Below are 25,992 nucleotides of genomic sequence, written 5' to 3'. Positions count from 1 at the left end.
TCTGTTCATTTTATCTTATACGTGATGGTACAGAGTGAAGCAGTCTGTGCGGCAAAACAAGCGGAAATCAGCATGCCGCACCTGCAAGGTATAAGCAAGTCTCACGGCCATTAAGTATTGATAATACAACAGGTTTTTCTTAACAAAGATTTAATGACTAAGTGACAGTTCCAGGCTGATATATCCTGCGGCGAACGGTTAAAAAAACAGTTCTTCGCCGCCGCAGGCACAAGGAAAACCTTGGTAATATCAGTCGCACTGTACCTTGATCGCCAGACCGCCGCGGGAGGTTTCACGGTACTTGGCATTCATGTCTTTACCCGTTTCGTACATGGTTTCAATCACTTTATCGAGAGAAACCCGGGGCTCACTGGTGCGGCGCAGCGCCATGCGTGCTGAGTTAATGGCTTTTACCGAGGCAATCGCATTACGCTCAATACACGGCACCTGAACCTGACCGGCGACAGGATCGCAGGTCAGGCCGAGGTTGTGCTCCATCCCGATCTCTGCGGCGACGCAGACCTGCTCCGGGCTTCCGCCCAGCAATTCTGTCAGACCGGCAGCGGCCATAGAACAGGCGACGCCGACTTCGCCCTGGCAGCCGACCTCAGCCCCGGAAATAGAGGCATTCATCTTATAAAGAATACCGATGGCGCCGGACGTCAGGAAATAGCGCAGATAAATGTCCGGGCTGACCGACTGAATGTACTTGTCGTAGTACGCCAGCACCGCAGGAACAATCCCGCAGGCACCGTTCGTCGGTGCAGTAACCACGCGTCCGCCGGCTGCGTTTTCTTCATTCACCGCCAGCGCAAACATGTTCACCCAGTCGATGACGTTCATCGGGTCTTTTGACAGCTGATCGTTTGATACCAGCATCCGGCGCAGTGCCGAGGCGCGGCGGGGGACACGCAGCGGGCCGGGAAGCACGCCTTCCGTGTTTAAACCGCGATCGATACAGGCCTGCATGGTGTGCCAGATTTTCTCGAAATACTGCTCGATTTCCTGTTTGCTGTGCTGCGCCAGCTCGTTTTTCATCATCATGCCGGACAGCGACAGGCCATTTTCTTTGCACTTCGCCAGCATTTCACTGGCCGAATTAAAGCTGAAAGGCACCGCCACTTCATCCAGCACCGGCTGGCCGAAATGCTCGTCATCGACAATAAAACCGCCGCCGACGGAGTAATAGGTTTTGCTGTAAACCAGTTTGTCACCGGCAAAGGCGTGGATCTGCATAGCGTTTTCATGACGCGGTAAATTCTCGCTCCGGAAAACCATGCCCGTGTCGCGCGGGAAATCGACTTCGTGCTGCGTTTCACCCAGCGGCAAACGCTCACGTTGCTCAACGTCGCGGATAAAGTGGGGAATACCGTCGATGTCAACGGTATCTGGCTGGTTACCCGCCAGACCTAAAATAATGGCGATATCTGTGTGGTGGCCTTTACCTGTCAGTGACAGGGAGCCAAAAACGTCCACGGCGACACGCGTAACGGCAGGCATCATGCCCTGTTCGAGCAGGTCATCAGCGAACTGTTTGCCTGCTTTCATCGGGCCCAAAGTATGGGAACTGGAAGGGCCAATCCCGACCTTGAACATGTCGAAAACGCTAATCACGTCGAATACTCCTGTAATTGATAACGGCAGGGAACGGGATCCCTGACACCCATAACTGAAATCTGGCCCCGTGGGGAGATCTGATCTTATGGGTAGATCCATAGTGTAAAAGGGGTTAAGACCAATAGTTTCATTTTTCGCATGAAATAAACTTATTTGATGCGAAAGTGTGATCGATGTGTAACCGTTGAGGTCAGTCTTTAACCTGCCGGGCCAGCTGACGAATGATCGACGCGGTAAGTCCCCAGACAAATTGTTGCTGATACCAGGATAAATACACCCGGTGGTGGATCCCTCTGCGATGAATATCCAGAGAGTGATAGCGGGCCAGATCGAACGCTTCCTGAAGCGGCATTTCGAACAGCTCTGCCACCTCGTCTTCCTGCGGGTGGAATGTCACATCCACCGGTAACAGGCCAATGACCGGGGTCACCTGAAACCCGCTGCTGCTGTCCTGCGGTGCCAGCGTGCCTAACACGTGCACCTGTTCGGGCGGAATGGCGACTTCTTCCTGCGCCTCGCGCAGCGCGGTGGCAATAATCGACGCGTCGGTGGCATCGGCTGCGCCGCCGGGAAACGCCACCTGGCCGGGATGCTTGCGCAGGCTGTCTGATCGCCGGGTCAGTAAAATGGTTGGTTCTTCACGGCAAATAATGGGGATCAACACCGCTGCCTGACGGGTTCCGCGCAAATGTTGTGCGGGCAGGCGGGGCTGCTGCAACTGAAAGCGCAGAATAAAATCTTCCACGGCGGGTGAAAATGCCTGCAAGGTCGGCTGTTGTTCCAGCAACGTCACGGCTGTACGACTCCTAACTGTGGCAGGATGCGGGCAATTTTATCGAACGTCTCCTGATATTCGGCCTGTTCCTGACTGTCTGCAACGATGCCGCCGCCTGCCCAGCAGTAGATTTTCCCCTGCTCGGTAAGCAACGTGCGGATAGTGATATTGCTGTCCATAGTGCCGCAACAACTGAGGTAAGCAATACTGCCGCAGTAACCGTTTCGTCGCTGCGGCTCGAGTTCTTCGATGATTTCCATCGCGCGTACTTTCGGCGCACCGGTAATCGATCCGCCAGGGAAGCAGGCGCGCAGCAGGGCGCTGGCGTGGCAGTCGTCCGGTAACTGCGCGGTGATGGTGCTGACCAGATGATGAACAGCCGGGAAAGGCTCGACCACAAACAGTTCGGGAACCCGCACGGTGCCGGGCGTGGCTACGCGACCAATGTCATTACGCAGTAAATCGACGATCATCAGATTTTCGGCCCGATCTTTTTCCGACGCGGCCAGACGTTCAGCCTGACGGGCATCTTCCAGCGGATCTTCACAGCGCGGCAACGTGCCTTTGATAGGGCGGGTCTGGATCTGCTTATTCCTCAGCCAGATAAAGCGTTCCGGCGAAAGGCTGAGCACGGCGTTTTCCGGCAAGCGCAGAAATGCCGAGAACGGCGCGCGGTTGGCCTGATTCAGCCGCAGGAAAGCCTGCCATTCATCTCCCTGATAATCTGTGGAAAAACGCTGCGCCAGATTGATCTGATAACAGTCACCGCTGTGAATATATTCCTGAATCTGGCGGAATTTCTCGCCATATTCCCCGCGGCTCATGTTCGCCTGCCAGGGTGCATTCAGGCGAAAAGACGCGGTATTTACCGGCTGCGCATGCGCTTCGAGCCAGCGCAGACGTGCCTGCACATCGCCATGACAGACCAGCGTCAGACGCTGTAAATGATGATCGGCGATCAGCGCCCAGTCATAAATGCCGACGGCCATGTCCGGCAGATGAATATCGCGCCGGGCGATATCCGGCAGTGTCTCGACACGACGGCCTAAATCATAGCCAAACAGACCCAGCGCGCCGCCCTGAAAAGGAAAATCATCCGCGCTGGTTGCCTGTAATCCGCTGGCCGAAAGCTGCTCTTCCAGCAGGGTGAACGGATCATCTTCCCGCGATACCACGCTGCCGTTTTGCTCAACCAGGGTGACGTTGCCGCGCGTGGTCAGCGTTATCTGCGGATCCGCCACCAGAATGTCGAAGCGGTTATGCTGATGCTGTGCGGCACCCGAGTGCAGCAACATGGCCCAGGGCAACGCAGAAAGTGGCGCGAACAGCGTCAGCAAGGCATCTGGCTGATAGGGCAACGAATGATGAACAACGGAGTGAGCGGGTTGCATGGCGGGTTTCAGTTTCTCTGGCGCGATAAATGATGTAACAGACCTGTGATCCTAACATAGATCAGGCCACCGGAAACCAGCGCAGGCGATTTGCGTGAATAAGGCGTATACTGTTCAACCCCGCAGCCTGCGGGTGTTGTTTCTCTCTTGCCTCATCCAACACGTACAACAGGAATTTCCTATGCTGACAGGTATGCCTTCACTTTCACATAACGAACAAGAACAGGCCGCCGATCGTATCCGCCAGTTAATGGAAAACGGCATGAGCAGCGGCGAAGCCATTGCCACCGTTGCGGCAGAAATCCGTGAAACGCATAAAGGCGATCGCGTGACCGTCATTTTTGATGACGAAGACGAATAACATTCGAACCTGAGACGCTTATAAGAGCCGATCTCGTGATGACAAAAAAGCCGGACCCTTTACAGGTGTCCGGCTTTTTTTCGTGATGAACTGACTGAGATTAGCCTTTCACACTCACGGCGGCGGCGGCCAGCTTCGCCTGCTCGACGGCATCTTCCACATTTTCGGCAATGGCCAGCGCCACACCCAGACGGCGTTTACCGCTGATTTCCGGTTTGCCGAACAGGCGGATCTGATTGTATCCGGTCAGTGCATTTTCCAGACCGCTGAAAGTCACGTTGTTACTGGTCAGTTCAGGCAGGATCACGGCAGAGGCGGAAGGGCCGAACTGGCGGATATTACCTACCGGCAGGCCGAGGAAGGCGCGAACGTGCAGGGCAAACTCAGAGAGATCCTGAGAAATCAGCGTTACCATGCCGGTATCGTGCGGGCGCGGTGACACTTCGCTGAAGACCACGTCGTCGCCGCACACAAACAGTTCGACGCCAAACAGGCCTTTGCCGCCCAGAGCTTTCACCACTTTTTCGGCGATGTCTTTCGCGCGCTGTAACGCCAGTTCGGTCATCTGCTGCGGCTGCCAGGATTCACGGTAATCACCGTCTTCCTGACGATGGCCGATCGGCGCGCAGAAGTGGATGCCGTCAACGGCGCTGATGGTCAGCAGCGTGATTTCGAAATCAAATTTTACCAGCCCTTCAACAATCACGCGCCCGCCGCCAGCACGGCCGCCTTGCTGCGCATAATCCCATGCGGTTTGCAGCTGGTCTGCGCCACGGATCAGGCTCTGGCCTTTACCGGAGGAGCTCATCACCGGTTTGATGATGCACGGGTAACCGATTGCGTCTACCGCCTGGCGGAAAGACGCTTCATCATTAGCAAACTGGTAGCTCGACGTTGGCAATTGCAGCGTCTCTGCGGCCAGGCGACGAATACCCTCGCGATTCATGGTCAGGCGCGTCGCTTCAGCGCAAGGTACGACGTTGTGACCCTGTTTTTCCAGTTCAACCAGCATGCTGGTGGCGATAGCTTCGATTTCCGGCACGATGAAATCAGGGCGTTCGCTTTCAATCACCTGTTTCAGGGCGTCGCCGTCCAGCATATTAATGACATGGCTGCGGTGAGCGACCTGCATCGCCGGTGCATCAGCGTAACGATCGACGGCGATCACTTCCAGGCCAAGACGCTGGCATTCGATCGCCACTTCTTTACCGAGTTCGCCAGAGCCTAACAACATGACGCGGGTGGCGCCGGTGCGCAGTGCAGTACCAATGGTTAACATAGCTTCGTACCCAGATCTGTGATGAAGAAAAATGAGAATTTCGGCGCGCAGTATATCTGAATTTATGCCATACGAAAACGATTGCGCAGCATCTTAAACGATTTCAGCGACGCAATCCGGCCAGGGCATCTGCGGATTTTTTCAGTCCGTTTTCTGCCGTTTAAGGCAGTCGGCGGGCGTCTCTGTTATCATTTGGCCAAACCATGGCGCCAGACCTTCTGCCGCTGCCCCGATTTTTGCCTCACATAAAGAGTTATCGCCTTGAGCACGCATTCCTTTTCAGCCCTGACATTGCCCGCTGAGCAACTTTCTAACCTGACCGAACTGGGTTATGCCGAAATGACCCCGATTCAGGCCGCTTCTCTGCCTGCCATCCTGCAAGGTCAGGACGTCCTGGCGAAAGCCAAAACCGGCAGCGGTAAAACGGCAGCCTTCGGTATCGGCCTGCTGAACAGCATCACCGTGGCACAGTTCTACGCGCAGGCGCTGGTGCTGTGTCCGACCCGTGAACTGGCGGATCAGGTCAGTAAAGAGTTACGTCGTCTGGCGCGATTCACCCAGAACATCAAAATCCTGACCCTGTGCGGCGGCCAGTCCATCGGGCCACAGCTGGAATCTCTGGTTCGTCAGCCACACATTGTTGTGGGCACGCCGGGCCGCATTCAGGAACATTTGCGTAAAGGCACCCTGAAACTGGATCAGCTGAAAGTGCTGGTGCTGGACGAAGCAGATCGCATGCTGGATATGGGCTTTAGCGAAGATATCGAAGATGTGGTCAGCTATACACCGCCAGCCCGTCAGACTCTGTTGTTCTCCGCGACCTATCCGGATGGCATCGAGCGCATCAGCTCTAAATTCCAGCGTCAGCCGCTGAAAGTCGAAATTGAAGGCGAGGAAGATGTTGCTGATATCAAGCAGGTCTTCATCGAAGCCGATAAACATCAGCGTTTGTCCCTGCTGGCGGCGGTGCTGTATCAGCATCAGCCGACGTCGTGTGTGGTGTTCTGTAATACCAAACGCGACTGCCAGGACGTGTGTGATGCACTTTCCGGTAAAGGCATCAGCGCACTGGCGCTGAACGGCGATCTGGAACAGCGCGACCGTGACCGCGTGCTGGTGCGTTTCTCTAACGGCAGTTGCCGCGTACTGGTGGCGACTGACGTGGCTGCGCGCGGGCTGGACATCAAAGATCTCGGTCTGGTCATCAACTACGAACTCTCTTTCGATCCTGAAGTGCACATTCACCGCGTCGGTCGTACAGGCCGTGCAGGCACCAGCGGTCTGGCGGTCAGTCTGGTGACGCCACAGGAAATGGTGCGGGTGCACGCGCTGGAAGATTATACCCGTCAGACCTTTACCTGGCAGCCCGCAGCGCAGGCGCTGGCAGCGACACCGGTGGCGCTCGATCCTGAGATGGCGACGCTGTGCATTGACGGGGGGCGTAAAGCCAAAATTCGTCCCGGCGATATCCTCGGTGCTCTGACCGGTGAAGCGGGTCTGACGGCTGCGGAAGTGGGTAAAATCGATATGTTCCCGATCCACGCGTACGTGGCTATCCGTCAGAAAAGCGCCAAAAAAGCGTTACAGCGTTTGCAGGAAGGCAAGATCAAAGGCAAAAACTGTAAGGCTATTATCTTGCGTTAACGGATTTTCATCCCGCTTTTGCGTTGCAGGTCTTATTGTTAATGTTGTGTTATTACCTTGTTGAGGATTATATTATCTGACGCAAGCGATGACCTTGTCAGTTGTAGGGATATGGATCCTGCAAGGTCAGTGATAACGATCGACAAAAAGCGGGAAGACGCACAATGAAAAAGATGATCACAGGCGTGGTAATAGCGTTAGCAGGAATGAGCGGGATGAGTCAGATGGCGCAGGCCGCTGAACCTGAAGTCAGAACGGCGACGGTCGCACCTTGTTCCACCGCCAGCAAAGATGAGATTGCAGCGCTGGTTAAACGTGATTTCCTGCAAAACCGTATTCCGCGCTGGGATGCCGATAAGAAAACCCTCGGGACTTCCACACCGGTGGCGTGGGTCGTTCCGGACAGCATCAGCGGCGATAATGCCCGTTGGGAGATCCCGCTGAAAGTTCGTGGCGATCATACCGACAAAACCTATCAGGTGACGCTCAACTGTCAGCTTGGCGAAATCAGCTACAGCGCACCCGTTTAAGCATTTCCTGCGTCCGTTGCCAGCCAGCGGACGCATTATTCCTTTCTTTTCCGTCCCTTGGTTTCCCCGCATAAACCTGTCACTCTTACTACACCACTAAGAGGACAAAGAGATCCCGCGATGATGACACCTCCAAAGGCTGAAAAACGCCCTGAAACCCTGAGCGTACACGGCGATGAACGCGTCGATAATTATTACTGGTTGCGTGACGATGACCGCACCGACCCTCAGGTTTTGGCCTATCTGACCGCCGAAAATGCCTACACCGATCAGGCCATGCAGCCGCATCAGGCGCTGCGTGAAACCCTTTATGGCGAGATGGTGGCACGTATTGCCCAGCAGGATCATTCCGTTCCGTATGTTAAACACGGTTTCCGTTATCAGACACGCTATGAGCCGGGCAACGAATACGCCCTCTATCTTCGTCAACCTGCAGACGAGACGGAAAACTGGCGCACGTTGATCGACGGCAACGAACGCGCCAAAGACAGCGAGTTTTATACGCTGGGCGGGCTGGATATCAGCCCTGATAACAAACTGATGGCCGTTGCTGAAGATTTTTTGTCGCGCCGCCAGTACGACATCCGCATCAAAAATCTGGATGACGAAACCTGGACCGACGATCTGCTGAAAAACACCTCCGGCAGCAGCGAATGGGCGAACGATTCACAGACGCTGTATTACGTGCGCAAACACAAAAAAACGCTGCTGCCGTATCAGGTTTATCGCCACGTTATCGGCACTGACCCGAAAACAGACAAACTGGTGTACGAAGAAAAAGACGACACCTTCTATGTGGGTCTGGATAAAACCACGTCAGAAAAATACATTCTGATCCATCTCGACAGCACCACCACCTCGGAGATTTTACTGCTGGATGCTGACGATCCGCAGGCGACACCTCAGGTCTTCCTGCCGCGTCGGAAAGATCACGAATATGCACTCGATCATTACCTCGGCAAGTTCTATATCCGTTCCAATAAAGACGGTAAAAACTTCGGCCTGTATCAAAGTGACCGCGGTGAAGAGTCCGCCTGGCAGGCTTTGATTGCGCCGCGCGATGAAGTGATGCTCGAAGGTTTTAGTCTGTTTCGTGACTGGCTGGTTGTGGAAGAACGTGAGCAGGGGCTGACGCATCTGCGCCAGATCCACTGGCAGACCGGTGAGGAAAAGTCGCTGGCGTTTGACGACCCGACGTACACCACCTGGCTGGCCTATAACCCTGACCCGGACACCTCGCTGTTGCGCTATGGCTATTCTTCCATGACCACGCCGAGTACGTTATTTGAGTTGGATCTGGATACGCAGGAACGCACCTTACTCAAACAGCAGGAAGTGAAAGATTTTGATCCGGCGAACTATCGCAGTGAACGTGTTTGGGTCACAGCCCGCGACGGCGTGAAAGTACCGGTTTCACTGGTTTACCGCGCGGAGTTATTTAAGCCGCACCAGAATCCGCTGATGCTTTATGGCTACGGCTCTTACGGCAGCAGCATGGATCCGGCGTTTAGCGGCAGCCGCCTCAGCCTGTTAGATCGCGGTTTTGTTTTTGCTCTGGCGCATATTCGCGGCGGCGCAGAGCTCGGTCAGCAGTGGTATGACGACGGTAAACTGTTCAACAAACTGAATACCTTCAACGATTTCATCGACGTGACCAAAGAACTGATCGCTGAAGGTTATGGCGATGCGAAACAGGTGTACGCCATGGGGGGCAGCGCAGGCGGCTTGCTGATGGGCGCTATCATCAATCAGGCACCGGCGTTGTATCACGGCATCGTGGCGCAGGTTCCGTTTGTTGATGTGGTGACAACGATGCTGGATGAATCTATCCCGCTGACCACCGGTGAGTATGACGAGTGGGGTAACCCGAACGACAAAGCCTATTACGACTACATGCTGCAATACAGCCCGTACGATCAGGTGCGCGCCCAGGCATATCCGCACATGCTGGTCACCACCGGCCTGCATGATTCTCAGGTGCAATACTGGGAGCCGGCAAAGTGGGTGGCGAAACTGCGTGATGTGAAAACGGACAGCAACCAGCTTCTGATGCACACGGATATGGATTCCGGCCACGGCGGCAAATCTGGCCGTTTCAAAGCTTACGAAGATATCGCGCTGGAATACGCCTTTGTGCTGGCGCTGGCGGCAAAAAAATAAGTCTGCAAGTCCTGAAAAAATCCCATAAAAAAACCCGCGCTGAGCGGGTTTATTCTACGAAGTACATTGTTAAGCAGATGCTTTCTTGGCTTTTTTATCAGCCTTTTTTTCGGCAGGGGTTTTCAATGGCTTTTTCTTCGCATTCTTTTTGCTATCCATTCCTTTACTCATGATTGCCTCTCTTTAAAGCTGGTGGATTGGGTTGCCCGTCTATTTAGTGCCAAATTGGCTCAGGTTGCAAGTCCCTTCTTGTTTCTGACAGGACTTTACAGTCATGTCTTCCGGTTCATCACCGGGAGTTCCTGATGAAATTGCGTGATAAGTATGCGAACAGCATACAAAAATTCGATTTTGATGCAGAACAACTTGTCGTTGGCTGGCCGATGCGCTGTTATTGAGTTGTAAAAACATCTATCAATACTCTGGCCAAATAGAACAGGAAATGTCATGCCAAAATTAAAAGGGTTATATCCTCCGTGTGAGGCTTATGCCAGCGGCTTGCTCGATACCGGCGATGGTCACAAGGTTTACTGGGAGCGCAGCGGAAACCCGAACGGCAAGCCGGCTGTCTTTATTCACGGCGGGCCGGGCGGCGGCTGTTCATCGGTACATCGCCAGCTGTTTGATCCCAATGATTATGACGTCATGCTGTTTGATCAGCGTGGCTGCGGGCGCTCCACACCCCATGCGAGCCTCGACAACAACACCACATGGCATCTGGTTGAAGATATTGAGCGTCTGCGCAAGCTGGCGGGCGTGGAAAAATGGCTGGTCTTCGGTGGCTCATGGGGTTCCACGTTGGCACTGGCTTACGCCCAGACCCATCCCGAACACGTCAGTGAAATGGTGTTGCGCGGTATTTTCACCATGCGCAAACAGGAGCTGACCTGGTATTACCAGGATGGTGCGTCGCGCTTCTTCCCTGAAAAATGGCAGCGTATCCTCTCTATTTTATCCGAGGAAGAACGCAAGGATGTTATCGCCGCTTATCACGCACGCCTGACATCCAGCGATCGCGCAGTGCAGCTCGAGGCTGCAAAAATCTGGAGCTTGTGGGAAGGGGAGACGGTCACGCTTCTGCCTGCGGAAGGTTCGGCGTCATTTGGTGAGGATAACTTTGCGCTGGCTTTCGCCCGCATCGAGAACCATTACTTCACGCATCTTGGCTTTTTAGACAGTGATGACCAGTTGATACGTAACGTTGAGCGTATCCGGCATATCCCGGCGGTGATCGTGCATGGTCGCTATGATATGGCCTGTCAGGTGCAAAACGCATGGGACCTGGCGAAAGCCTGGCCGGAAGCTGAACTTCATATTATCGAGGGGGCAGGGCACTCATTTGATGAGCCTGGGATCCTCGATCAGCTGATTCGTACCAACCAGCAATTCGCCACCCGCCGGTAATCGCTTTCCCCTCCCGTTTGCCTAAAGCTGCGTTACTTTTGCTTCGGTTCATAAGGTAAACGGGAGAATTTATGGGATTCGCCGCGATAATGCATCACACGCTCACGAAAGTAGGTGCGCAGATGTTCAGGCTGTTGCCGTTCTACCATTTCGGCCACAACGGGCATGTTGTAACGCTCTTTGAAAGCGACCGCTGAAGCCGCCAGATCGATGTTAATCCGATCCATCTCATCTTTACTGATTTCTGCCAGATTGATACTCATTGCAACCTCCCGTGCATCTCATTTGCGCGCATTGTACCCGAGCACAACGCCGGGGTGAACGTCGTTGGCTCACTTTTATGTTCCGCTCAAAAACCCATTTTCGTTAAATGCAATTTAAGTAAATAAGAACTATTCAGGTTGTGGAAGTGATAATTATATTCATCAACATGCTTTTAATTAATTTCGCGAATAGGAATGATTCTTTTTAATATACATTTAGATGTTAATGGTTATCATTATTGGATATTTACGATAAAAATAAATCCATATATATCAATGAATTATTTTTAAATGTTGCCTGTATGGATAATAATGTGAATTGGCTGTTCTTATTTTGTATTGATACGGGCATAATGCGGGTAAATAAACACATCCGCCTGCCTTAATTATTTTATGGAGCCGCATCATGCTTAAAAAAGAAATGATCGATCAGCTTAATGAACAGCTGAACCTTGAATTTTATTCAGCCAATTTATATTTGCAGATGAGTGCATGGTGCAGTGACAAAGGCTACGAAGGCGCGGCAGCGTTTCTGAAAAAGCACTCGATGGAAGAAATGGATCACATGCACCGCCTGTTCAAATATGTCAGTGATACAGGTGCATTGCCGCTGCTGGGCGCTATCGCCGCACCGCCGGTCAGCTTCGAATCCCTGTCTGATCTGTTCATGCAGACCTATGAGCATGAGCAACTGATTACACAAAAAATCAACGAACTGGCCGATCTGGCGATGACGCTGAAAGACTATTCTTCCTTCCACTTCCTGCAATGGTATGTGGCAGAGCAGCATGAAGAAGAAACCTTGTTCAAATCTGTTCTCGATAAACTGGCTCTGGTCAGCAACACCGGCAACGGCTTGTTCTTTGTCGATAAAGATCTTAAAACCATGGCGGCACAAGCCCCGGCCGTATAAACCCGGTTTGTGATGCTCATAAAACGCAGAATGCTCCGGCTTCTGCGTTTTTTTATGCATTTATGACAAACGTTTTACATGGGATTGCGATAAAGTGGCGGCGTTATAAATTCATCATTACGCAAGCCAAGGAACTATCGTGTTGAAAAAAACCTCCTCTCTTTGCCGTGCCATGGCAGTCTCAGCCGTATTGCTGAGCGGATTTATCTCACAGCAAGCCCTCGCGCATGCACATCTTAAAACCCAAACTCCCGCTGCGAACGCCGTTCTGAGTGCCAGCCCGACCGAACTCTCCCTTGGGTTCAGTGAAGGTATCGAACCGAACTTCAGCAAAATCACCCTGGCAGACGCCGCCAAAAAAGCCGTTAAAACTGGCGCGATGACACTGGCTGCCAATGACAATACCCAGGCGGTCGTTCCTCTGCCAGAGGCGTTGACATCCGGCAAATATACGGTGTCGTGGAACGTGGTGTCAGTTGACGGTCATAAAACCCACGGTAACTACAGTTTTACCGTTAAATAAGTTATGAGTCTGACTGCACTGTTCGTCCTGTGCCGGTTTGCCCACTTTGCGTCGCTGATGCAAATTTTCGGGTTGAGTGTGTTTTGCTCCCTGCTGGCGCCTGCTGGTTTTTCGGGGATGTTACTGCAAAGAAATCAGACCCTGATGATGTGGTCCGGCGTGGTCGCCGCGATCACGTCTGTCGGAATGTTGGCGATTCAGGCTGCGCTGATGGGCAATGGCTGGAGTGACGGCCTGAACCTGAATGTCTGGTTGCTGGTGCTGACCACCACTTTTGGCGAAGTATGGCGCTGGCACTTGTTGCTGACTGCCGCGCTGCTGCTGGTGTTACTGATGGACTGGCTTCCGGTTCGCAACCTGCTGGTATTTCTGTGCTCGCTTGGTCTGCTGCTCAGCCAGGCGCTGATAGGCCATGCCGCCATGCATCAGGGGTTATTAGGGCTGGTGCAACGCATCAATCATATGGTTCATCTGCTTAGCGCCGCCTACTGGTTTGGCTGTTTGCTCCCGTTGCTGACATGCATGTTCTACGCCCGAAAACCTGAAGTCCGGCCTTACGCTATTGCCACGCTTATCCGCTTTTCGACCTGGGGCCACGCGGCAGTCGCGCTGGTGATACTGACCGGTATCGCCAACACTGCCATTATCCTGCAACGTTGGCCGACAGATATGACCTCGCTTTACCAGTGTCTGCTTGAGATCAAAATCGTGCTGGTTGGCATAATGGCCGCCGTCGCCGTATATAACCGTTATCATCTGGTACCACTGATGAGCAAAGAACCCGAGCAGGCCGAACGACGTTTTGTGCTGATGACCCGGATAGAATGGGCTCTGGCGTTGATCGTTCTGCTGCTGGTGAGCCTTTTTGCTACGCTGGCACCGCGCTGAAACAGTTATTAATAACGTATTAAGAATAAAATTATTACCGAGGAAATATCATGAGGAAATCACTGCTTGCCTGCGTATTGCTGACCTTGTCCGCCAGCAGTCTGGCCGCGCCACAACTGGAAACCGTCAGCCGTTTACAATACGGCAAGGCATGGGCTTTCACCCGGGAAGAGGTGATGCTGCAATGCCGTCCCGGCCATGCGTTATATGTGATCAACGACAGCACACTGGCGCAATATCCTTTGAACGATGTGGCGAAAGAGCAGGTGAAAAATCGTCAGGTCCAGGCGGTTCCGCTTGAAAAAATCTGGCTTGATGACCCGCAGAATCCGGGACAAAAAATGAGCCTCGCGCCATTTATCACCAAAGCGGAATCACTCTGCTGAGTTGCTGTGCGGCGAATAAGTGACTGTTGTTAAACTCATGCTTTGCGAATGTTGTCACATAATGAAAATAATACAGCATTGTTATTATCACTATGTTGCGAGTTGAGTGGAAAATAGTCAGCTGTCGGCTATCCTTTACATTGTACGGCTTAACAGCCTGCATTAATGCCAACTTTTAGCGCACGGCTCTCTCCCAAGAGCCATTTCCCTAGACCGAATATAGGAATCGTATTCGGTCTTTTTTTTGCCTGTTTTTGAAATCAACCACTTATAATAAAAACAATCACTTAGGCTCTTTTCACTTACCCTCAATGTTACTCATTTGGATTCTCCATCGCCATTTTATCGCCACTGATTTGAGCCAGCGGATTCATGTAAATAGCGTCTTCTAAGTGATCGGGGGCGAAGTGTGCATAGCGCATCGTGACGCGTATATCTGAGTGCCCGAGGATGCGCTGCAACACGATGATATTGCCGCCGGCCATCATGAAGTGACTGGCAAACGTGTGCCTTAGAACGTGCGTCATCTGACCTTCTGGCAGTTCGATACACGCCAGCCTGATCACCCGATAGAACTGCTTATAGCAGGGCGAGAAGGGCACGCCTTCGCGGGCGACCAATTCGTCATACAGAGGGCGGGCGAGGGGAACGGTACGATTCTTTTTACCTTTGGTATTGATGAAGGTGAGTTTGTACGGGGAGATCTGCGAGCTTTTGATTTTGGCGGCCTCGTTCCACCGTGCGCCGGTCGAAAGGCAGAGTTTAACGATCAGCGTTAATTCATCATTCCCGTGCTCTTCACAGGCGGCCATGAGCCGCAGAATTTGTTCCTGGTTCAGCCATGCCATCTCGCGTTCCGGCTGATCAAACTCGCGGATATTCTCGAGAGGGTTTGGCAGCGACCATTCTCCCAGGCGTTTCAGCTCATTGAACACCGCCCGCAGAAAAGCGTGCTCACAGTTCACAGTGCCGGTCGAAACCTTACGGGTCGCCAGACTGGTACTGTAGCCGTTATCAATCTCACCGCGCAGCCGCTGATCGCGATAATGCGCCCAGTCTTTCGGCGTTATGGTACTGGCTATCGGGTCACCCATGCCCGCGCTGATAATCTTCAGTTTGCCCAACCGTCCCTTTTTATCATTCAGAGAGCAGCCGTGCAGGCTGTACCAGAGATCGACCAGTTCGCTCAGCTTCCGCCGGTCTTCCTTCTCACCCAACCACGGTTTATTCTTTGCCTGATCCATAGTGTAAGTCTCAAAGGAAACGGCTTCACCTTTGGTATCAAACTGCCTGCGGCATCGCTTACCTCCACTCCCGTTCGGGTAGCATTCACATAACCATTTACCGGTAGACAGCTTTCTTACACTCATCACATCCTCCTTTTTGAGAATGTGAATTTTACTGTATATAAAAACAGTGTAAATGTTTGATTTAGTCAGGCGTATACATGTAAGGGGATTAATTCACTGAATCTATGAAAGTAAAAACCCGCTTTCGCGGGCTTCGTCTCAGTGCATTTGCAACGACTGCTGACTATGTTTATCCGGATGCAGCAGCACGGCATGGACGGTTCCTGGCTCAACAATAATATCGGCGATCGTTTCATGAGTTTTGAACGTGCAACTGCAATTGATATTCTGACACTGGTGATAACGCTCTTTGGTATTGGTGCTGAGGTAACGGCTTGAACGGGCGTGAGCTGCGTGCTGGCATTTGGGGCAATGCATCATAATAATCACCATATAATCATTTAAATCAGATTCAATCATTGTATGTTATTTCGAAAATCATACACTCGCTATTACAGTGTTTTACATTAAACAAAGAGGTTGCAGTGGGCGTCGAATTTCATATCACACGTGCTGAGTTCTGGGCTGATAATGAAGATAGTCAGATTTCCAGCGAAGAATGGTTGAATGTTGTTAATACCGATCCTGAGTTTTCCATTTATGAGCCAAGTGGTGAGTTCTTTGCATTATGGTCAGGTGAAAGCGCTTATCCAGAATCATGGCTTGAGTGGTGTAATGGCAATATCTCAACGAAATGGCCTGATACAGCCTTGTATTTGAAAATGCTTGAAGTCGCTAAAGTTCTAAATGCGAAAGTTATGGATGATGATGGTACCGAATACTCTTCACCAGGTGAGTGGGTGTTTACACCAAAATCTTGACAAAAGAACGAGGCGCTAATACGCCTCGCCACTTTCCGATGCCTCATAACTCACATCTGACAACAACACCTCCAGTTCCAACCCGGTCGTATAGCCGCCATTGTTCAGGCTGTGCGTGACCTTGCTGATTATCCATGGCTGCGCGTCGATCACAGCTTTAAAGCCTGACACCGCCAGCGGGGTTTCGGGGAACAGGTCGGCACGTCCGCGAGCTAGTGAGATAGAAAACTGTGCGACGCCACGCTGTAGCTTGTCCCATTTGGCCTGTGCTGCCCGCATGGCGGCCTTCTGCGTGGCGTAGACCGTCGTCAGCGCAAACACGTTTTCATCACTGCCCGCCAGATATTCGCCTTCTTTCGCCTCCGGCGCTTTTTGTGCTTTCGCCGTGGTCTTTTTAGCCGCCGGATGTTGCAGGGCGCGCAGGTGCTTTTCTTTTTTCTTCCGCTGTACCTTTACCCTTTTGGGCTTTGGTTCTTTGGTATGCAGCCAGGTTGCTGATACGCCGGTGTAAGCGTCACGGTCAGCAATATTGAAGGTGTGCCCGTCGCCGTCGCTGCGGGTCAGCGTCATTTGCGGGATCGGCTTGCCACTGGCGGTGAGGGCTGAGCCTGGCTTAATAAAAATCAGTTTACCGGCCTTGATGGCGACAACCCCGCCGTTCAGTTCGGCCAGACGGGTGATAAACGCTGCATCGGTTTCCTGCGTCTGGTCGATGTGCGAAACCTTCACACCCTTGAGCGACTCGGCGACGGCGGGCTCAAGACTGTTGCGCGCCGCCACGGCGGAGACAATCGCCTCCAGCGTCGTGTCGTGATAGGACTGATCGCGGCGGGAATTCAGGCTGCCGCGATAGTCCGCGCTGCGAGCGCGCAGCGTCAGCGTATCCGGTGCGCCCCGATGCTCCACTTCGTCCACCGTAAACTCCCCCTTATGGAACAGCGCCTGACCTTTCCAGCCCAGAAAGACGCTCAGCACCGCGCCGCGGGGAGGCATCTGCATCAGCCCGTCCGCGTCGTCCAGCTCGATGTCGAGCTGGTCAGCCTCAAAGCCGCGGTTGTCGGTCAGCGACAGCGAAATAAGTCGCCTGCTGATATCCGTGGTGATGTCTGAACCGGCGAGTTTAACCATGTAGTCCGGCGCAATCTGTGCGCCGTTATCCATTGCGATCGTGGACATCATGACATCAGCCCGCCAGCATACTTCTGCGCATTGCTGGCAATCCCGCCCGCCTGATCCAGAAGGCCGTCGGCCTGAGTTTTGATATCGCCGAACATGGCGGTCAGGCTTTCGTCCACCCGCTTGAGGCTCAGCGTAAACTCAATTTTGCGGGCGGCACCGTTAGCGAAAAACTCCGAATGTTCGTCACTGAGGCTTTCCACCACGAACATCCCGTAAATCGCACCGTTGCCGCCAATCAGCGACCAGGCGCGACCTTGATCGGCCATCAGGCGCAGCGCGTCCAGGCTCAGCCTGCCGCCGGTGATTTCCGGCAGCAGCGTGCCGGTCAGGGTGATTTTTTCATCCCCTTGACCGAGAAACTGCGGCGCGGCGCGCAGGCCGATCCGGTCATTGGTCGGCCAGCGGTATTCCGCCGAGCGTTGCAAACTCTGATACGGCAACGTTTGCAGCATAAACACGAACATCCCCAAAGCCAGCATCATAGAAACCTCCTTAGCCGTAATTCATTGAGCTGCGCGCCGCAGAACGCTGGCGGCGCATGTAATCTTCAAATAAACGCATTGCCTCGGCGGCGACATCCTTCGCACTTTGTCCGGGCGCGGCGTAGACGTTGAAAGTGGGGGCGGCAGCCGGAGCCTGATTCCGCATCAGCGCCGCCGTATCACGACGCCCCGTGACGCTTACCGGACCACGTACCAGCTCCGCGCCGTTCTCGCCCACAATGCCGACTTCACCAGCGGAAATGTCGCCGCCTTTATCAAACATGCCCGCATAGCCGTAAGCCTCGCCGCCGGTGCCATAAAACTGCGCAGGGGAAGAAAACCCTTCCGCCGGTTTCGGCAGTCCGTTGCTGACGCTCACCGAAATGGTTTTATCGCCGTCCGATTTCATCCAGTCCGGAAGAAAATCCGTCATGCTGGAAAGCTTGTCTTTCAGCGCCTGCCACTTCGCGGCAATCCCGTCCATCAGCGCGGTGATCATGCTGCTGCCCGCTTCCTGAAATTTGGCCGGAAGGCTTTTCACCACGTCGAAAATCTTCTGGCCAAAAGACTTGAGGAAATTGATATAGGCCGCAAACCCCGCTTTTGCACCGTCTTTAATGCCCGTCCAGACCGCTGCGAACTTATCCGATAATCCCTGCACACCGGCAACGATGCTGTTCCAGGTGCCGGTCAGCCAGTCGGTGATGGTTGCCCAGGCTTCGGTCGTCCAGGCGGCAATCGCGTCCCACATCTTTTTAAACTTCGGCTCCAGCGTGCTCCAGTTCGCCCAGATATAAATCGCCGCCATCGCGATCAGTGCGACCACGGCCAGCAGCGGGTTTGCCATCGCGGCGCGTCCCATCCACAGCAGCGCGGTGCCCACGCCTTTCAGTGCCATGCCGATATAGCCCAGACCTTTCACCACCGGACCGACCACCACGCCCAGCACGCCGAGGCCGACAACCAGGCTCGTCACCGCCAGCGCAGACTTAACGATAGTGCCGGTCAGCTTCGGGTTGGCCTTCACCCATTTGCCCACATTGCCGAGCCAGTCCGTCGCGGATTGCGTCAGCTTTCGCAGGCTGGAGTCCTGTTTATCGAAGGTCTCGATCTGCAAATCCTCGAACGCGGACTGCATGTTTTTCAGGTCGCCGTCGAGGTTATCGGTCTGCACTTTGGCGACCGACGCCGCCGATCCCTGCGAGTTTTCCAGCGCGGTTTTCTTTTCGGTCAGCCTGCCGTTGCCTGCTGCCTCCACCAGCTTCACCGCGCCTTTCATCGCTTCCTCACCGAAGATCACTTTCAGGTATTCGGCCTGCTGTGCCGTCCCGAGCTTGTTCCATTTGAATGAGACGTTGATGTCGGTGAGGATTTTCTGAACAGGCAGCATATTGCCTTTCTTATCCCGCGTGCTGATCCCCAGCTCCTTCAGCGCCGCCGGTGACTGCCCCGTCGGTGCCTGCAACCGGCTGAACATCGCGCTGGCACCGGTGCCCGCCATGCTGCCTTTGATGCCGTTATCCGCCAGCACGCCGAGCATCGCGGTAGTGTCTTCGATACTGGCACCCGCCGCCTGGGCGATAGGTGCCACGTATTTCATCGCCTCGCCCAACTCAATCAGGTTGGTGTTCGAGCTGGTAAACCCTTTGGTCATCACGTCAGAGACGCGCTTAATCTGATCCATCGGGATGTTGAACGCCGACTGCATGTTAGTGACGATGTCGGCGGCGTCGGCGATATCAATCCCCGAAGCCAGCGACAGGTTCACCGTGGATTCGGTTGAGCTGAGAATGGAGTCGGCGTTATAGCCGGAGCGGGCAAGTACGCCCTGCGTGCGTGCAACGTCCATCGGAGAAAATGCCGTACTTCCGCCGATATCGCGCGCCTGCTGCCGGATAGCCGCCAGCTTTTTGTCGGTTTTATCCAGCCCGAGGATCGCCTGTGTGCCGGACATCTCTTTATCAAAAGTGATGCCTGGGGCGATAAATTTCCCCTCTGCATACAGCGCCGCCGAACCCACGCCCATCGCTACCGCGCCGTTATTTCGGATAGTGTCGCCTGCGCGCTGGGTTGCCTGAAAACGCCTGCGGCTGTTGTCCCGCCGCTGCTGCTGCCGGTTCAGCCTTGCAAGCTCCTCCCGCTGACGGGCAAGCGTGGCGTTCGCCTCCTGCGAGCTGGCTCGTAACCGGCGCTGCTCGGCGGCGAGGTTCCGCGTGGAAATCCCCGCCGACTCCAGCGCGCCGCGCTGACGTTGCACAGAGTTGCGCAGGCTGTTTTCTTTGGCCTGTAACTCGCTGGCGGCGCGCTTCGCTGCCTCCATCAGCCGCGTCTGCTTAGCCGTCGGGTTCGCGGTATTGGCAAACGCCTGCGACAGCCGGCTGGCTTCCTCTTTGGCTTTTTTCAGGCTGGCACGGGTGACGGCCAGCTGCGCGCTGGCCTTGCGAAAGCCGTCGATTTGCGACGCCTGCGCGTTGAGATTACGCAGGGTGTCCTGCGTGTTGCGGATGTTTCCGCTGAGTGCCTTACTGGCTTTTTCCACCGAGCGGAAAGGACGCGACGCCCGATCCACGGCGTTCAGCAGCACCTGCAATCGTAAATTACTCACTTTCGGCTCCGCTACGCAGTAACGCGCGACGCCGCCAGCCGATAATCTCGGTCAGCGACATCGCAAAGAGTTCCGAGGGCTGCCAGTGAAACACCGCCGCAATGTCAGCCATCAGGTCGTCAACTATCAAAGAGGCGGGCAGTTTTACTGTTCCGATTTCGGCGATAAAAAACCGACCACCTTGCTCGCCAGGGCGATCAGGTCGGGCAGGCAAAGCGCGTTGCACTCCTGTTTGGTGAGGATCGGCAGCGTGATGCGCGGCAGCACCGTCACCAGCGCGTCAACGTCCGCATTCGACAAGGAGGCAAGGCCGATGCCGCGCAGATGACCGGCGTTTGGCTTGATGATTTCAACCTGACTAATCACCATTTCGCCACGGGTGATCGGTTCTTCCAGGGTAATGACGTTTTCGTTTTCGATAGCGGCTTCATTAATCTGTTTCATGACATTCTCTTAAATCGTAAGGGGTATAGCAGCGCCGCGAACCAGCGCCGCTCAGGGGTTACAGGCCGATGTTTTTGCGGTGCTCCGCCAGGCGGTCAACGCCGTTGACGATTTCCACCATGTTCACGGTGTCCACCTCGATCACATCCTGCCCGTTGATGCTCAGCTTGAAATAGGTGCACTGGGTGGACACTTTTGTTTCGGTGTCTTCGCCCTGTTTGTACTCGCCAAAATCAATCTCTTTGTGACGCCCGCGCATCACGACTTCCACCGCGAGCGTTTCGCCGGTGTCGTCCTGCTGGAAGGAACCGGCAAAGCGCAGCGGCGTAGCGTCAACCGCCCCCCACTGCTGGAGCACCAGCGTATCCAACCCGCCCATCGTCCATTCCAGCGTCAGCGCGTCATCGTCCAGCCCGAAGTCAATCGGCGCGGCACCGTTCATGCCGCCGCCGCGATAGTTCTCCAGCTTGCGTGTCAGCTTTGGCAACGTCAGCGCGCTGACCACGCCGACGTAGTTGTGACCATCGTTAAACAAGTTCAGGTATTTCAGTTTCTTTGGCAGTGCCATGGTTTAGCGCCTCTTAGCTGTTGATGGCCGTGGCGAACGTCGCCAGGTACTGATCGGTGATGCGCTGACGCAGGGTTAAATCTTCCAGCGGCGGCACCGGCGTATAGTCGTAATCAATGAACAGCTTGCCCGCTTTCAGGGTTTCGACGGTGTTAGCCTCCGCGTCGTACCAGCAGGTGCCGTCGATGATCAGACCGACGGTTTTCATTTCGCGCAGTTTGGCGTTGATGCCCGCAATCATGTCTTTGATAAGCGTCGGGGTCATTGGCCTGTCCATTGCCCACAGGTGCGCTTCGGCCATGGTGTCCGCCAGCACCTGCGCGGTGCGGGTGTAGTTCTCAAACAGGAACAGCGGATCGTCAGAGCAGGTGCGCTGCCCCCAGAACTTAAATCCGCCTTTGCGGATAAGCGTGGTGACGCACGCCTGGTTCAGCAGGTCGGCGTCGGTGCCGGTGGTCTGTAAATCCCAATAGACGCTGGCAGACAGGCCGGTCACGCCATTGATGCCGACGTTTGACAGGGTTTTATGCCAGCCGGTTTCGGCGTCGATTTTGGCACGCAGGCCGAGGGCATAGGCGGTGGCGGGCGCGATGTCGCTGGCGTTGGTGGTGGTGTTCCAGGCGACGAAATCCGGCCAGATGACCATCAGCTCACGCTGGCTGAAATTCTCCCGGTACTTGATGGCATCGGACACGGTTTTGCAGCCGTAGGCGCTTACGTAGCCAAAGGCGCGCAGCTGCTGACACACGGCACCGAGCGCCGTCGCGACGTCCAGATTATCCAGCCCCGGCACGCCGAGAATGCGCGGCTTTACGCCGAGTTCGGTTTGAGCAGACAGCAGGGCCTTCATGCCGGTATACATGCCGGTGGCGTCGGTGCCGCCGATGATGTTCGAGGTGGTTTCCGCCTCGGTGTCACCTTCTGCCACGCGCACGACAACGACAACGACAACGGGTTTAGCCTGGTTGGCAATTGCCATCAGTGAGGCGCGGAGTGTGCCGGTTTTACCGGCCTTGCCGGCGGCGGTCAGTACGTTGGTGATAAGCACCGGCGTATCGAGCGGGAACGCGTCAGCGTCAGCATCATCGCTGGTGCAGACCATCCCGATAATGGCGGTGGAAACGGTGGAAATAACGCGGGTGCCGTCGTTGATTTCAACAACGCGCACACCGTGATGATAATCAGCCATGGTGTTTTTTCCTGTGATTGGGGTGAGGTCAATCATCGCGTGTTGTGTACGCGCAGGCACGGCGGGCGGGGTGTGTGGGAAATGGCACAACGTGGTGAAGGCCAGATACAAAAAAGCCCCTCGTGGGGGCAGTGGTCAATAGAATTGAAAAGCGGGGGAGTTAATTCTCCAAACCTAATTTTTCAGCCAGCCGGTGCAAAGCACAAACGGACATCACGCCCTCAGCGGCTTGTGAAAATGCCGCCCAGTTTGCCGCGATAAAACCCGCAACTATCTCCGCTTCTTCCTGGTTTAATTCCATTTCATCCTCCTAAAAAGTCTGGGGATATCCTTAGACATATACGGGACATGTTCAAATAGTTACTACTGATCAATTATCCGTAATTGATCGTTTTCAGCGATCAATTTATTCAGGTACAGCAGGCCAGTCGATATCCGGCGCAGCGGATAAATCCAGGCGATTCAGCGCAACGCGGTATTTCTTCCAGGCTTTCAGGCTCGCCAGTTCCTCGTCGGTGGCGTCGTCAACATCAACCGCATCCTGTAGCGGAGCAATGGCGGCGGCGGCCTGGCTGAGCAACGTATTTTTTTGCTATGCGGCGACTTCAATCGCAGGCTGTACAAATTTCACGAACTCGCCGTTTGCATAGCTGTAAGGGTGATCACTGACATCTTCCGGCAGCGCTTCGCGGCTGATTTCGTAAATGCTCACGCCTTCAGATAGGGTGAGAAAGTTCGGGTTACCCGACCAGGTAGAAATAAATCCGTCAGCACCAACGGCAATGAAACAGTTTTCGCCCTGCCATTTTTCATCTCGCAGTTTGTACCAGTCCTGACCCGTTTCATCTTCGAAATACATCACGGGCAGGGGAATGCCTTCCTCTAACACCTGCTTAGAAATTTTGATATTTTTAAATGTGATCATCTTAGTTACCCACCTGACGCCAGCTTCCGCTGGCCGTTCTAATCATTAATGCGCGGTAGTATTTCCCCATCATTCGGCAGTCGCCCATATCCGAGCGGATATTTAACCCCGTCATGAAACAACCGGTAGGCGCTTCCCAGTTCTGTTGCGCCGTCCATCCCGCATTCTCCAGCGCCTGGCTGCCGCGCTGCACGTCATAAATAAAGCGAGAGTCCGACCAGGCGCTGGTTGCTAAATAAACCAGCGCATTATTTGATGCACGCCTCATGTAAGGGGCATTTGGGTTATCAGCCTCGAGGCCAACATAGGTGATCCAATCACGGTGAGCATACCCTGACAAATCTTGCTGCGGCGGCGGGAAATTGGTGGTGTAAACCTCTCCCATATCAGAAGAATCTACCTGAATTTTGACCTTAGAACCCGTCCATCCGATATAGACTTTGTTGCTCTGCATACCGGCACCGCCGCCTTGCTGAACAGCGGCAAAGTTCCCGACATTCCCCAGCCCGACATTCGAGTTGGTGAGGTTGATGTCTTTGGTGCCGTCAAAGGCCACACCGGCAATCTTGCGGGCGGTGGCGAGTTTAGAAGCCGCGACAGCGGTACCGCCCGCCGGTAACGCGCCGACGTCTGTCGGTGTCGGTTTGTTGGCCTGACAGTAAATTTCATTCCACGCAGACCACGGACCATCAACACCGTTCCACGCACCCGTCATAGAGCGGGTGAATTGCCGACCGTTGTTATTAAAAGCAATTTGCTGCGTCGCATTCGGACCCCAGGTAACGAAAATCACGCCGACAAAATTATTTATCGGATAGCCTTTTTCTGTGGTCGCCGCAGCAGCACCTGGCACGCCGTAATGCCCAAACATGCTGCTGCCGCGCAAGGTGTTCGGCGTATCCGCTGCGGCAAGGTTCGCGCGGATTTTAAAGGCGGTCGCAATCTCATCCGAAAGTGCCTTTTCACTGGCGACGCTTTGCGCTGCCGTCCATGCGCCTACATCTGCGGCTGTGGGTTTATTGTTGGTGCCATACAGAGCAACCCATGGGCGCCATGGTCCATCCTTCCCGTTCCAGTTGGAAGAAAGCCCGCGCACCCAGATGTTGCACGTATCAAAAGTAATAAACATCTGCTGGCAGCCGTAAGCGCTGCCGGTAACAAACAGCGTGCCCGCTTTGGCCTCGGGGTAATTTCTGTCTGCCGTCGCGGATGCGTTGGCGGACTGGTGATAGATCGCCGCCTGAACAGCCGTCAGACTAAATCCCACGGTGTTTAGGTCAGTTGAGCCGAGGGCAGAGTTTGCGGCAACAGAACCGACGGTGCTGGATTGCACCCAGTCACTCCATGGACCATCTGTCCCGTTCCAGACGTTGCTCGATGCGCGCTGCCAACATTTACCGGAAAGGTGTTCGGTGTAACGCTGGATCACGCCGTTAGTGTAGGCACCCGGAAACACTTCCAATATACCGGCCAGCATTGCAGGGTAGCCGTTGGCTACTGTTGCCTGCGTAGGGGATGTCTGGGAATAAATGCCGAACTTGTCACGCCCAAACGTATTGATATTGGTGTTGCCGAGATTGGTAGACGATAGTGGCATCGCTCCCACGTCCACCGCCGTCAGAGTTTGGTCTGCGCTTAACGCCTTACCGTTAATTTTGCGCGTGGAAGGTACGCGGGTATTGGCGTTGTCGTTGGCAGCCTTCACCGCTTTTGGCGTGGCGGCCAGCGCTTCGCTGGTACTGCTGACCGAGCTGCTCAGCTGAACAAATCCCTTTGCCGCCGTCGTGCCGTCTGGATGATTGCGTGATTTCTCATGCGCGGCCAGCAGGTCATTCACATACTGCTCAGTAGCCATAATCACCGAGTCGTCGATCAGCAGGCTGATTGCCTCGGTGTTGCTGACCGCAATCACCATGCGCAACGTCTGCGTGCGACCTGAACCCTCCGCAAGCGTCGGTTTATAGGTGTCCGCCATGTTGCAGACGGCAATCAGCGCGCCGTCGCTGCTGAACAACCCCATTTCACGCATCCAGAAGCCGCCGACGCTGGCGGAAATCACCGCCTCAGCAATCACCCAGTTACCATGAGTCGGATCGAGCTTTAAGGAATTGAGCGGCGTGCGGTAGACCTCTTTCACCAGTTTGGTCTGTGAGGCAAAAGGCGTTGTTGCCTTGCCGTTGCCGTCGCCGACGGCCAGCTGCGTAATGTTAATGTCAGTCCCCGCCGCAATGGCCGCCGCGATGCGCGCCTGGCCGAGCGTGGTGACAACGGATTTAAATGTGCTCATATCGTCCTC

At 54.4% G+C, this 25,992-nt stretch carries 27 protein-coding genes and 1 pseudogene; 10 read left to right on the top strand and 18 right to left on the bottom strand.

All coding sequences use genetic code 11. From position 1 onward, the window contains the following. Window positions 1-249: 249 nt before the first annotated feature. From ACO0U8_RS03130 to pabB, 3 genes are all read right to left on the bottom strand, one after another. Window positions 250-1,614, bottom strand: coding sequence for an L-serine ammonia-lyase (locus tag ACO0U8_RS03130; RefSeq protein WP_421670265.1), 1,365 nt, complete (start codon window positions 1,612-1,614; stop codon window positions 250-252). A gap of 193 nt (window positions 1,615-1,807) precedes the next feature. Next, on the bottom strand, window positions 1,808-2,410 hold the full coding sequence (locus ACO0U8_RS03125; RefSeq protein WP_421670264.1) for a CoA pyrophosphatase: 603 nt from the start codon (window positions 2,408-2,410) through the stop codon (window positions 1,808-1,810). Continuing rightward, entirely contained in the window at window positions 2,407-3,783 is a 1,377-nt protein-coding gene (gene pabB, locus ACO0U8_RS03120; RefSeq protein ID WP_421670263.1) for an aminodeoxychorismate synthase component 1, read from the bottom strand. The genes ACO0U8_RS03125 and pabB overlap by 4 nt, the downstream gene beginning before the upstream one ends. A 181-nt stretch (window positions 3,784-3,964) precedes the next feature. On the opposite strand from pabB, the gene ACO0U8_RS03115 reads away from it, so the two are divergent. After that, window positions 3,965-4,144, top strand: coding sequence for a YoaH family protein (locus ACO0U8_RS03115; protein ID WP_056778924.1), 180 nt, complete (start codon window positions 3,965-3,967; stop codon window positions 4,142-4,144). 100 nt (window positions 4,145-4,244) lie between these two features. On the opposite strand, the gene purT is transcribed toward ACO0U8_RS03115, so the two are convergent. Next, a complete protein-coding gene (purT, locus tag ACO0U8_RS03110) occupies window positions 4,245-5,423 on the bottom strand; it encodes a formate-dependent phosphoribosylglycinamide formyltransferase (RefSeq protein ID WP_421670262.1) in 1,179 nt (392 codons plus the stop codon). 261 nt (window positions 5,424-5,684) lie between these two features. On the opposite strand from purT, the gene dbpA reads away from it, so the two are divergent. The 4 genes from dbpA (at window position 5,685) to pip (ending at window position 11,161) form a co-directional block, all read left to right on the top strand. Next, window positions 5,685-7,067, top strand: coding sequence for an ATP-dependent RNA helicase DbpA (gene dbpA / locus ACO0U8_RS03105; RefSeq protein ID WP_122095655.1), 1,383 nt, complete (start codon window positions 5,685-5,687; stop codon window positions 7,065-7,067). Between the two features lie 164 nt (window positions 7,068-7,231). Beyond that, window positions 7,232-7,597, top strand: coding sequence for a protein YebF (gene yebF / locus ACO0U8_RS03100; protein ID WP_136375985.1), 366 nt, complete (start codon window positions 7,232-7,234; stop codon window positions 7,595-7,597). A gap of 120 nt (window positions 7,598-7,717) precedes the next feature. Beyond that, window positions 7,718-9,757, top strand: a complete 2,040-nt coding sequence (locus tag ACO0U8_RS03095; protein WP_421670261.1) for a S9 family peptidase — start codon at window positions 7,718-7,720, stop codon at window positions 9,755-9,757. Between the two features lie 447 nt (window positions 9,758-10,204). Then, window positions 10,205-11,161 carry a prolyl aminopeptidase gene (gene pip, locus ACO0U8_RS03090; RefSeq protein ID WP_421670260.1) on the top strand — a complete coding sequence of 319 codons (957 nt, stop codon included), beginning with the start codon at window positions 10,205-10,207 and terminating at the stop codon, window positions 11,159-11,161. Between the two features lie 32 nt (window positions 11,162-11,193). On the opposite strand, the gene ACO0U8_RS03085 is transcribed toward pip, so the two are convergent. Continuing rightward, on the bottom strand, window positions 11,194-11,424 hold the full coding sequence (locus ACO0U8_RS03085; RefSeq protein ID WP_056778941.1) for a DNA polymerase III subunit theta: 231 nt from the start codon (window positions 11,422-11,424) through the stop codon (window positions 11,194-11,196). Window positions 11,425-11,830: 406 nt separating this feature from the next. Here ACO0U8_RS03085 and ftnA point away from each other — a divergent pair, with 406 nt between their 5' ends. The 4 genes from ftnA to ACO0U8_RS03065 all read left to right on the top strand — a co-directional run bounded on the left by ftnA (window position 11,831) and on the right by ACO0U8_RS03065 (window position 14,134). Then, window positions 11,831-12,337: a non-heme ferritin gene (gene ftnA / locus ACO0U8_RS03080; protein WP_056778943.1), complete on the top strand. Its 507-nt coding sequence runs from the start codon at window positions 11,831-11,833 to the stop codon at window positions 12,335-12,337. A gap of 136 nt (window positions 12,338-12,473) precedes the next feature. Next, a complete protein-coding gene (copC, locus tag ACO0U8_RS03075; protein ID WP_421670667.1) occupies window positions 12,474-12,860 on the top strand; it encodes a copper homeostasis periplasmic binding protein CopC in 387 nt (128 codons plus the stop codon). Window positions 12,861-12,863: 3 nt separating this feature from the next. After that, the gene (gene copD / locus ACO0U8_RS03070) at window positions 12,864-13,748 is read left to right on the top strand and encodes a copper homeostasis membrane protein CopD (protein ID WP_421670259.1); all 885 of its coding nucleotides are present in this window, start codon (window positions 12,864-12,866) and stop codon (window positions 13,746-13,748) included. A 47-nt stretch (window positions 13,749-13,795) separates the two neighbouring features. Continuing rightward, window positions 13,796-14,134 (top strand): YebY family protein, encoded by a 339-nt coding sequence (locus ACO0U8_RS03065; protein WP_235533464.1) that lies wholly within the window; start codon window positions 13,796-13,798, stop codon window positions 14,132-14,134. A gap of 314 nt (window positions 14,135-14,448) precedes the next feature. Here the strand turns inward: ACO0U8_RS03065 and ACO0U8_RS03060 are convergent, their stop codons facing one another. Next, on the bottom strand, window positions 14,449-15,504 hold the full coding sequence (locus ACO0U8_RS03060) for a phage integrase (RefSeq protein WP_421670258.1): 1,056 nt from the start codon (window positions 15,502-15,504) through the stop codon (window positions 14,449-14,451). Between the two features lie 138 nt (window positions 15,505-15,642). After that, window positions 15,643-15,864 carry a DNA-binding transcriptional regulator gene (locus tag ACO0U8_RS03055; RefSeq protein WP_112168840.1) on the bottom strand — a complete coding sequence of 74 codons (222 nt, stop codon included), beginning with the start codon at window positions 15,862-15,864 and terminating at the stop codon, window positions 15,643-15,645. A 104-nt stretch (window positions 15,865-15,968) separates the two neighbouring features. Here ACO0U8_RS03055 and ACO0U8_RS03050 point away from each other — a divergent pair, with 104 nt between their 5' ends. Next, on the top strand, window positions 15,969-16,304 hold the full coding sequence (locus ACO0U8_RS03050) for a hypothetical protein (protein ID WP_120506034.1): 336 nt from the start codon (window positions 15,969-15,971) through the stop codon (window positions 16,302-16,304). Between the two features lie 15 nt (window positions 16,305-16,319). Here ACO0U8_RS03050 and ACO0U8_RS03045 read toward each other — a convergent pair whose 3' ends face one another. The 11 genes and pseudogenes from ACO0U8_RS03045 to ACO0U8_RS02995 form a co-directional block, all read right to left on the bottom strand. Further along, a complete protein-coding gene (locus ACO0U8_RS03045) occupies window positions 16,320-17,483 on the bottom strand; it encodes a phage late control D family protein (protein WP_390974997.1) in 1,164 nt (387 codons plus the stop codon). Continuing rightward, window positions 17,480-17,965 (bottom strand): phage tail protein, encoded by a 486-nt coding sequence (locus ACO0U8_RS03040; RefSeq protein WP_112168783.1) that lies wholly within the window; start codon window positions 17,963-17,965, stop codon window positions 17,480-17,482. Before ACO0U8_RS03040 ends, ACO0U8_RS03045 begins: the two co-directional genes overlap by 4 nt. Before the next feature lie 10 nt (window positions 17,966-17,975). Further along, complete coding sequence (locus ACO0U8_RS03035) at window positions 17,976-20,570, bottom strand: phage tail tape measure protein (protein ID WP_421670257.1); 2,595 nt, start codon at window positions 20,568-20,570, stop codon at window positions 17,976-17,978. Further along, on the bottom strand, window positions 20,563-20,682 hold the full coding sequence (locus tag ACO0U8_RS03030) for a GpE family phage tail protein (RefSeq protein WP_120506653.1): 120 nt from the start codon (window positions 20,680-20,682) through the stop codon (window positions 20,563-20,565). The genes ACO0U8_RS03035 and ACO0U8_RS03030 overlap by 8 nt, the downstream gene beginning before the upstream one ends. 32 nt (window positions 20,683-20,714) lie before the next feature. Next, window positions 20,715-21,014 (bottom strand): phage tail assembly protein, encoded by a 300-nt coding sequence (locus ACO0U8_RS03025; protein WP_181955516.1) that lies wholly within the window; start codon window positions 21,012-21,014, stop codon window positions 20,715-20,717. A 58-nt stretch (window positions 21,015-21,072) separates the two neighbouring features. Then, complete coding sequence (locus tag ACO0U8_RS03020) at window positions 21,073-21,582, bottom strand: phage major tail tube protein (RefSeq protein WP_421670256.1); 510 nt, start codon at window positions 21,580-21,582, stop codon at window positions 21,073-21,075. Between the two features lie 13 nt (window positions 21,583-21,595). After that, on the bottom strand, window positions 21,596-22,771 hold the full coding sequence (locus ACO0U8_RS03015) for a phage tail sheath protein (protein WP_421670255.1): 1,176 nt from the start codon (window positions 22,769-22,771) through the stop codon (window positions 21,596-21,598). A 160-nt stretch (window positions 22,772-22,931) separates the two neighbouring features. After that, entirely contained in the window at window positions 22,932-23,072 is a 141-nt protein-coding gene (locus tag ACO0U8_RS03010) for a hypothetical protein (RefSeq protein ID WP_414060011.1), read from the bottom strand. A gap of 105 nt (window positions 23,073-23,177) precedes the next feature. Then, window positions 23,178-23,360, bottom strand: a pseudogene (locus ACO0U8_RS03005) (tail fiber assembly protein); the annotation flags it as partial. A gap of 3 nt (window positions 23,361-23,363) precedes the next feature. Continuing rightward, complete coding sequence (locus ACO0U8_RS03000) at window positions 23,364-23,696, bottom strand: hypothetical protein (RefSeq protein WP_421670254.1); 333 nt, start codon at window positions 23,694-23,696, stop codon at window positions 23,364-23,366. Window position 23,697: 1 nt separating this feature from the next. Further along, window positions 23,698-25,983 carry a phage tail protein gene (locus ACO0U8_RS02995; protein WP_421670253.1) on the bottom strand — a complete coding sequence of 762 codons (2,286 nt, stop codon included), beginning with the start codon at window positions 25,981-25,983 and terminating at the stop codon, window positions 23,698-23,700. Between the last annotated feature and the right edge of the window lie 9 nt (window positions 25,984-25,992).

It is taken from the genome of Rahnella sp. EDr1-12, from assembly GCF_049206505.1.
GTDB classification, from domain to species: domain Bacteria; phylum Pseudomonadota; class Gammaproteobacteria; order Enterobacterales; family Enterobacteriaceae; genus Rahnella; species Rahnella rivi.
This window is presented reverse-complemented; position numbering and strand designations above follow the sequence as displayed.

Bases quoted from the DNA above. Each gene is read 5' to 3' on its own strand.
- ACO0U8_RS02995 (WP_421670253.1), bottom strand. From the start codon at position 25,983: ATGAGCACATTTAAATCCGTTGTCACCACGCTCGGCCAGGCGCGCATC.
- ACO0U8_RS03020 (WP_421670256.1), bottom strand. From the start codon at position 21,582: ATGGCACTGCCAAAGAAACTGAAATACCTGAACTTGTTTAACGATGGT.
- ACO0U8_RS03115 (WP_056778924.1), top strand. From the start codon at position 3,965: ATGCTGACAGGTATGCCTTCACTTTCACATAACGAACAAGAACAGGCC.
- ACO0U8_RS03010 (WP_414060011.1), bottom strand. From the start codon at position 23,072: ATGGAATTAAACCAGGAAGAAGCGGAGATAGTTGCGGGTTTTATCGCG.
- ftnA (WP_056778943.1), top strand. From the start codon at position 11,831: ATGCTTAAAAAAGAAATGATCGATCAGCTTAATGAACAGCTGAACCTT.
- copD (WP_421670259.1), top strand. From the start codon at position 12,864: ATGAGTCTGACTGCACTGTTCGTCCTGTGCCGGTTTGCCCACTTTGCG.
- ACO0U8_RS03000 (WP_421670254.1), bottom strand. From the start codon at position 23,696: ATGATCACATTTAAAAATATCAAAATTTCTAAGCAGGTGTTAGAGGAA.
- ACO0U8_RS03060 (WP_421670258.1), bottom strand. From the start codon at position 15,504: ATGAGTGTAAGAAAGCTGTCTACCGGTAAATGGTTATGTGAATGCTAC.
- ACO0U8_RS03095 (WP_421670261.1), top strand. From the start codon at position 7,718: ATGATGACACCTCCAAAGGCTGAAAAACGCCCTGAAACCCTGAGCGTA.
- ACO0U8_RS03015 (WP_421670255.1), bottom strand. From the start codon at position 22,771: ATGGCTGATTATCATCACGGTGTGCGCGTTGTTGAAATCAACGACGGC.
- ACO0U8_RS03055 (WP_112168840.1), bottom strand. From the start codon at position 15,864: ATGATGCATTGCCCCAAATGCCAGCACGCAGCTCACGCCCGTTCAAGC.
- purT (WP_421670262.1), bottom strand. From the start codon at position 5,423: ATGTTAACCATTGGTACTGCACTGCGCACCGGCGCCACCCGCGTCATG.
- ACO0U8_RS03030 (WP_120506653.1), bottom strand. From the start codon at position 20,682: ATGGCTGACATTGCGGCGGTGTTTCACTGGCAGCCCTCGGAACTCTTT.
- ACO0U8_RS03085 (WP_056778941.1), bottom strand. From the start codon at position 11,424: ATGAGTATCAATCTGGCAGAAATCAGTAAAGATGAGATGGATCGGATT.
- ACO0U8_RS03040 (WP_112168783.1), bottom strand. From the start codon at position 17,965: ATGATGCTGGCTTTGGGGATGTTCGTGTTTATGCTGCAAACGTTGCCG.
- ACO0U8_RS03025 (WP_181955516.1), bottom strand. From the start codon at position 21,014: ATGAAACAGATTAATGAAGCCGCTATCGAAAACGAAAACGTCATTACC.
- yebF (WP_136375985.1), top strand. From the start codon at position 7,232: ATGAAAAAGATGATCACAGGCGTGGTAATAGCGTTAGCAGGAATGAGC.
- ACO0U8_RS03045 (WP_390974997.1), bottom strand. From the start codon at position 17,483: ATGATGTCCACGATCGCAATGGATAACGGCGCACAGATTGCGCCGGAC.
- pip (WP_421670260.1), top strand. From the start codon at position 10,205: ATGCCAAAATTAAAAGGGTTATATCCTCCGTGTGAGGCTTATGCCAGC.
- pabB (WP_421670263.1), bottom strand. From the start codon at position 3,783: ATGCAACCCGCTCACTCCGTTGTTCATCATTCGTTGCCCTATCAGCCA.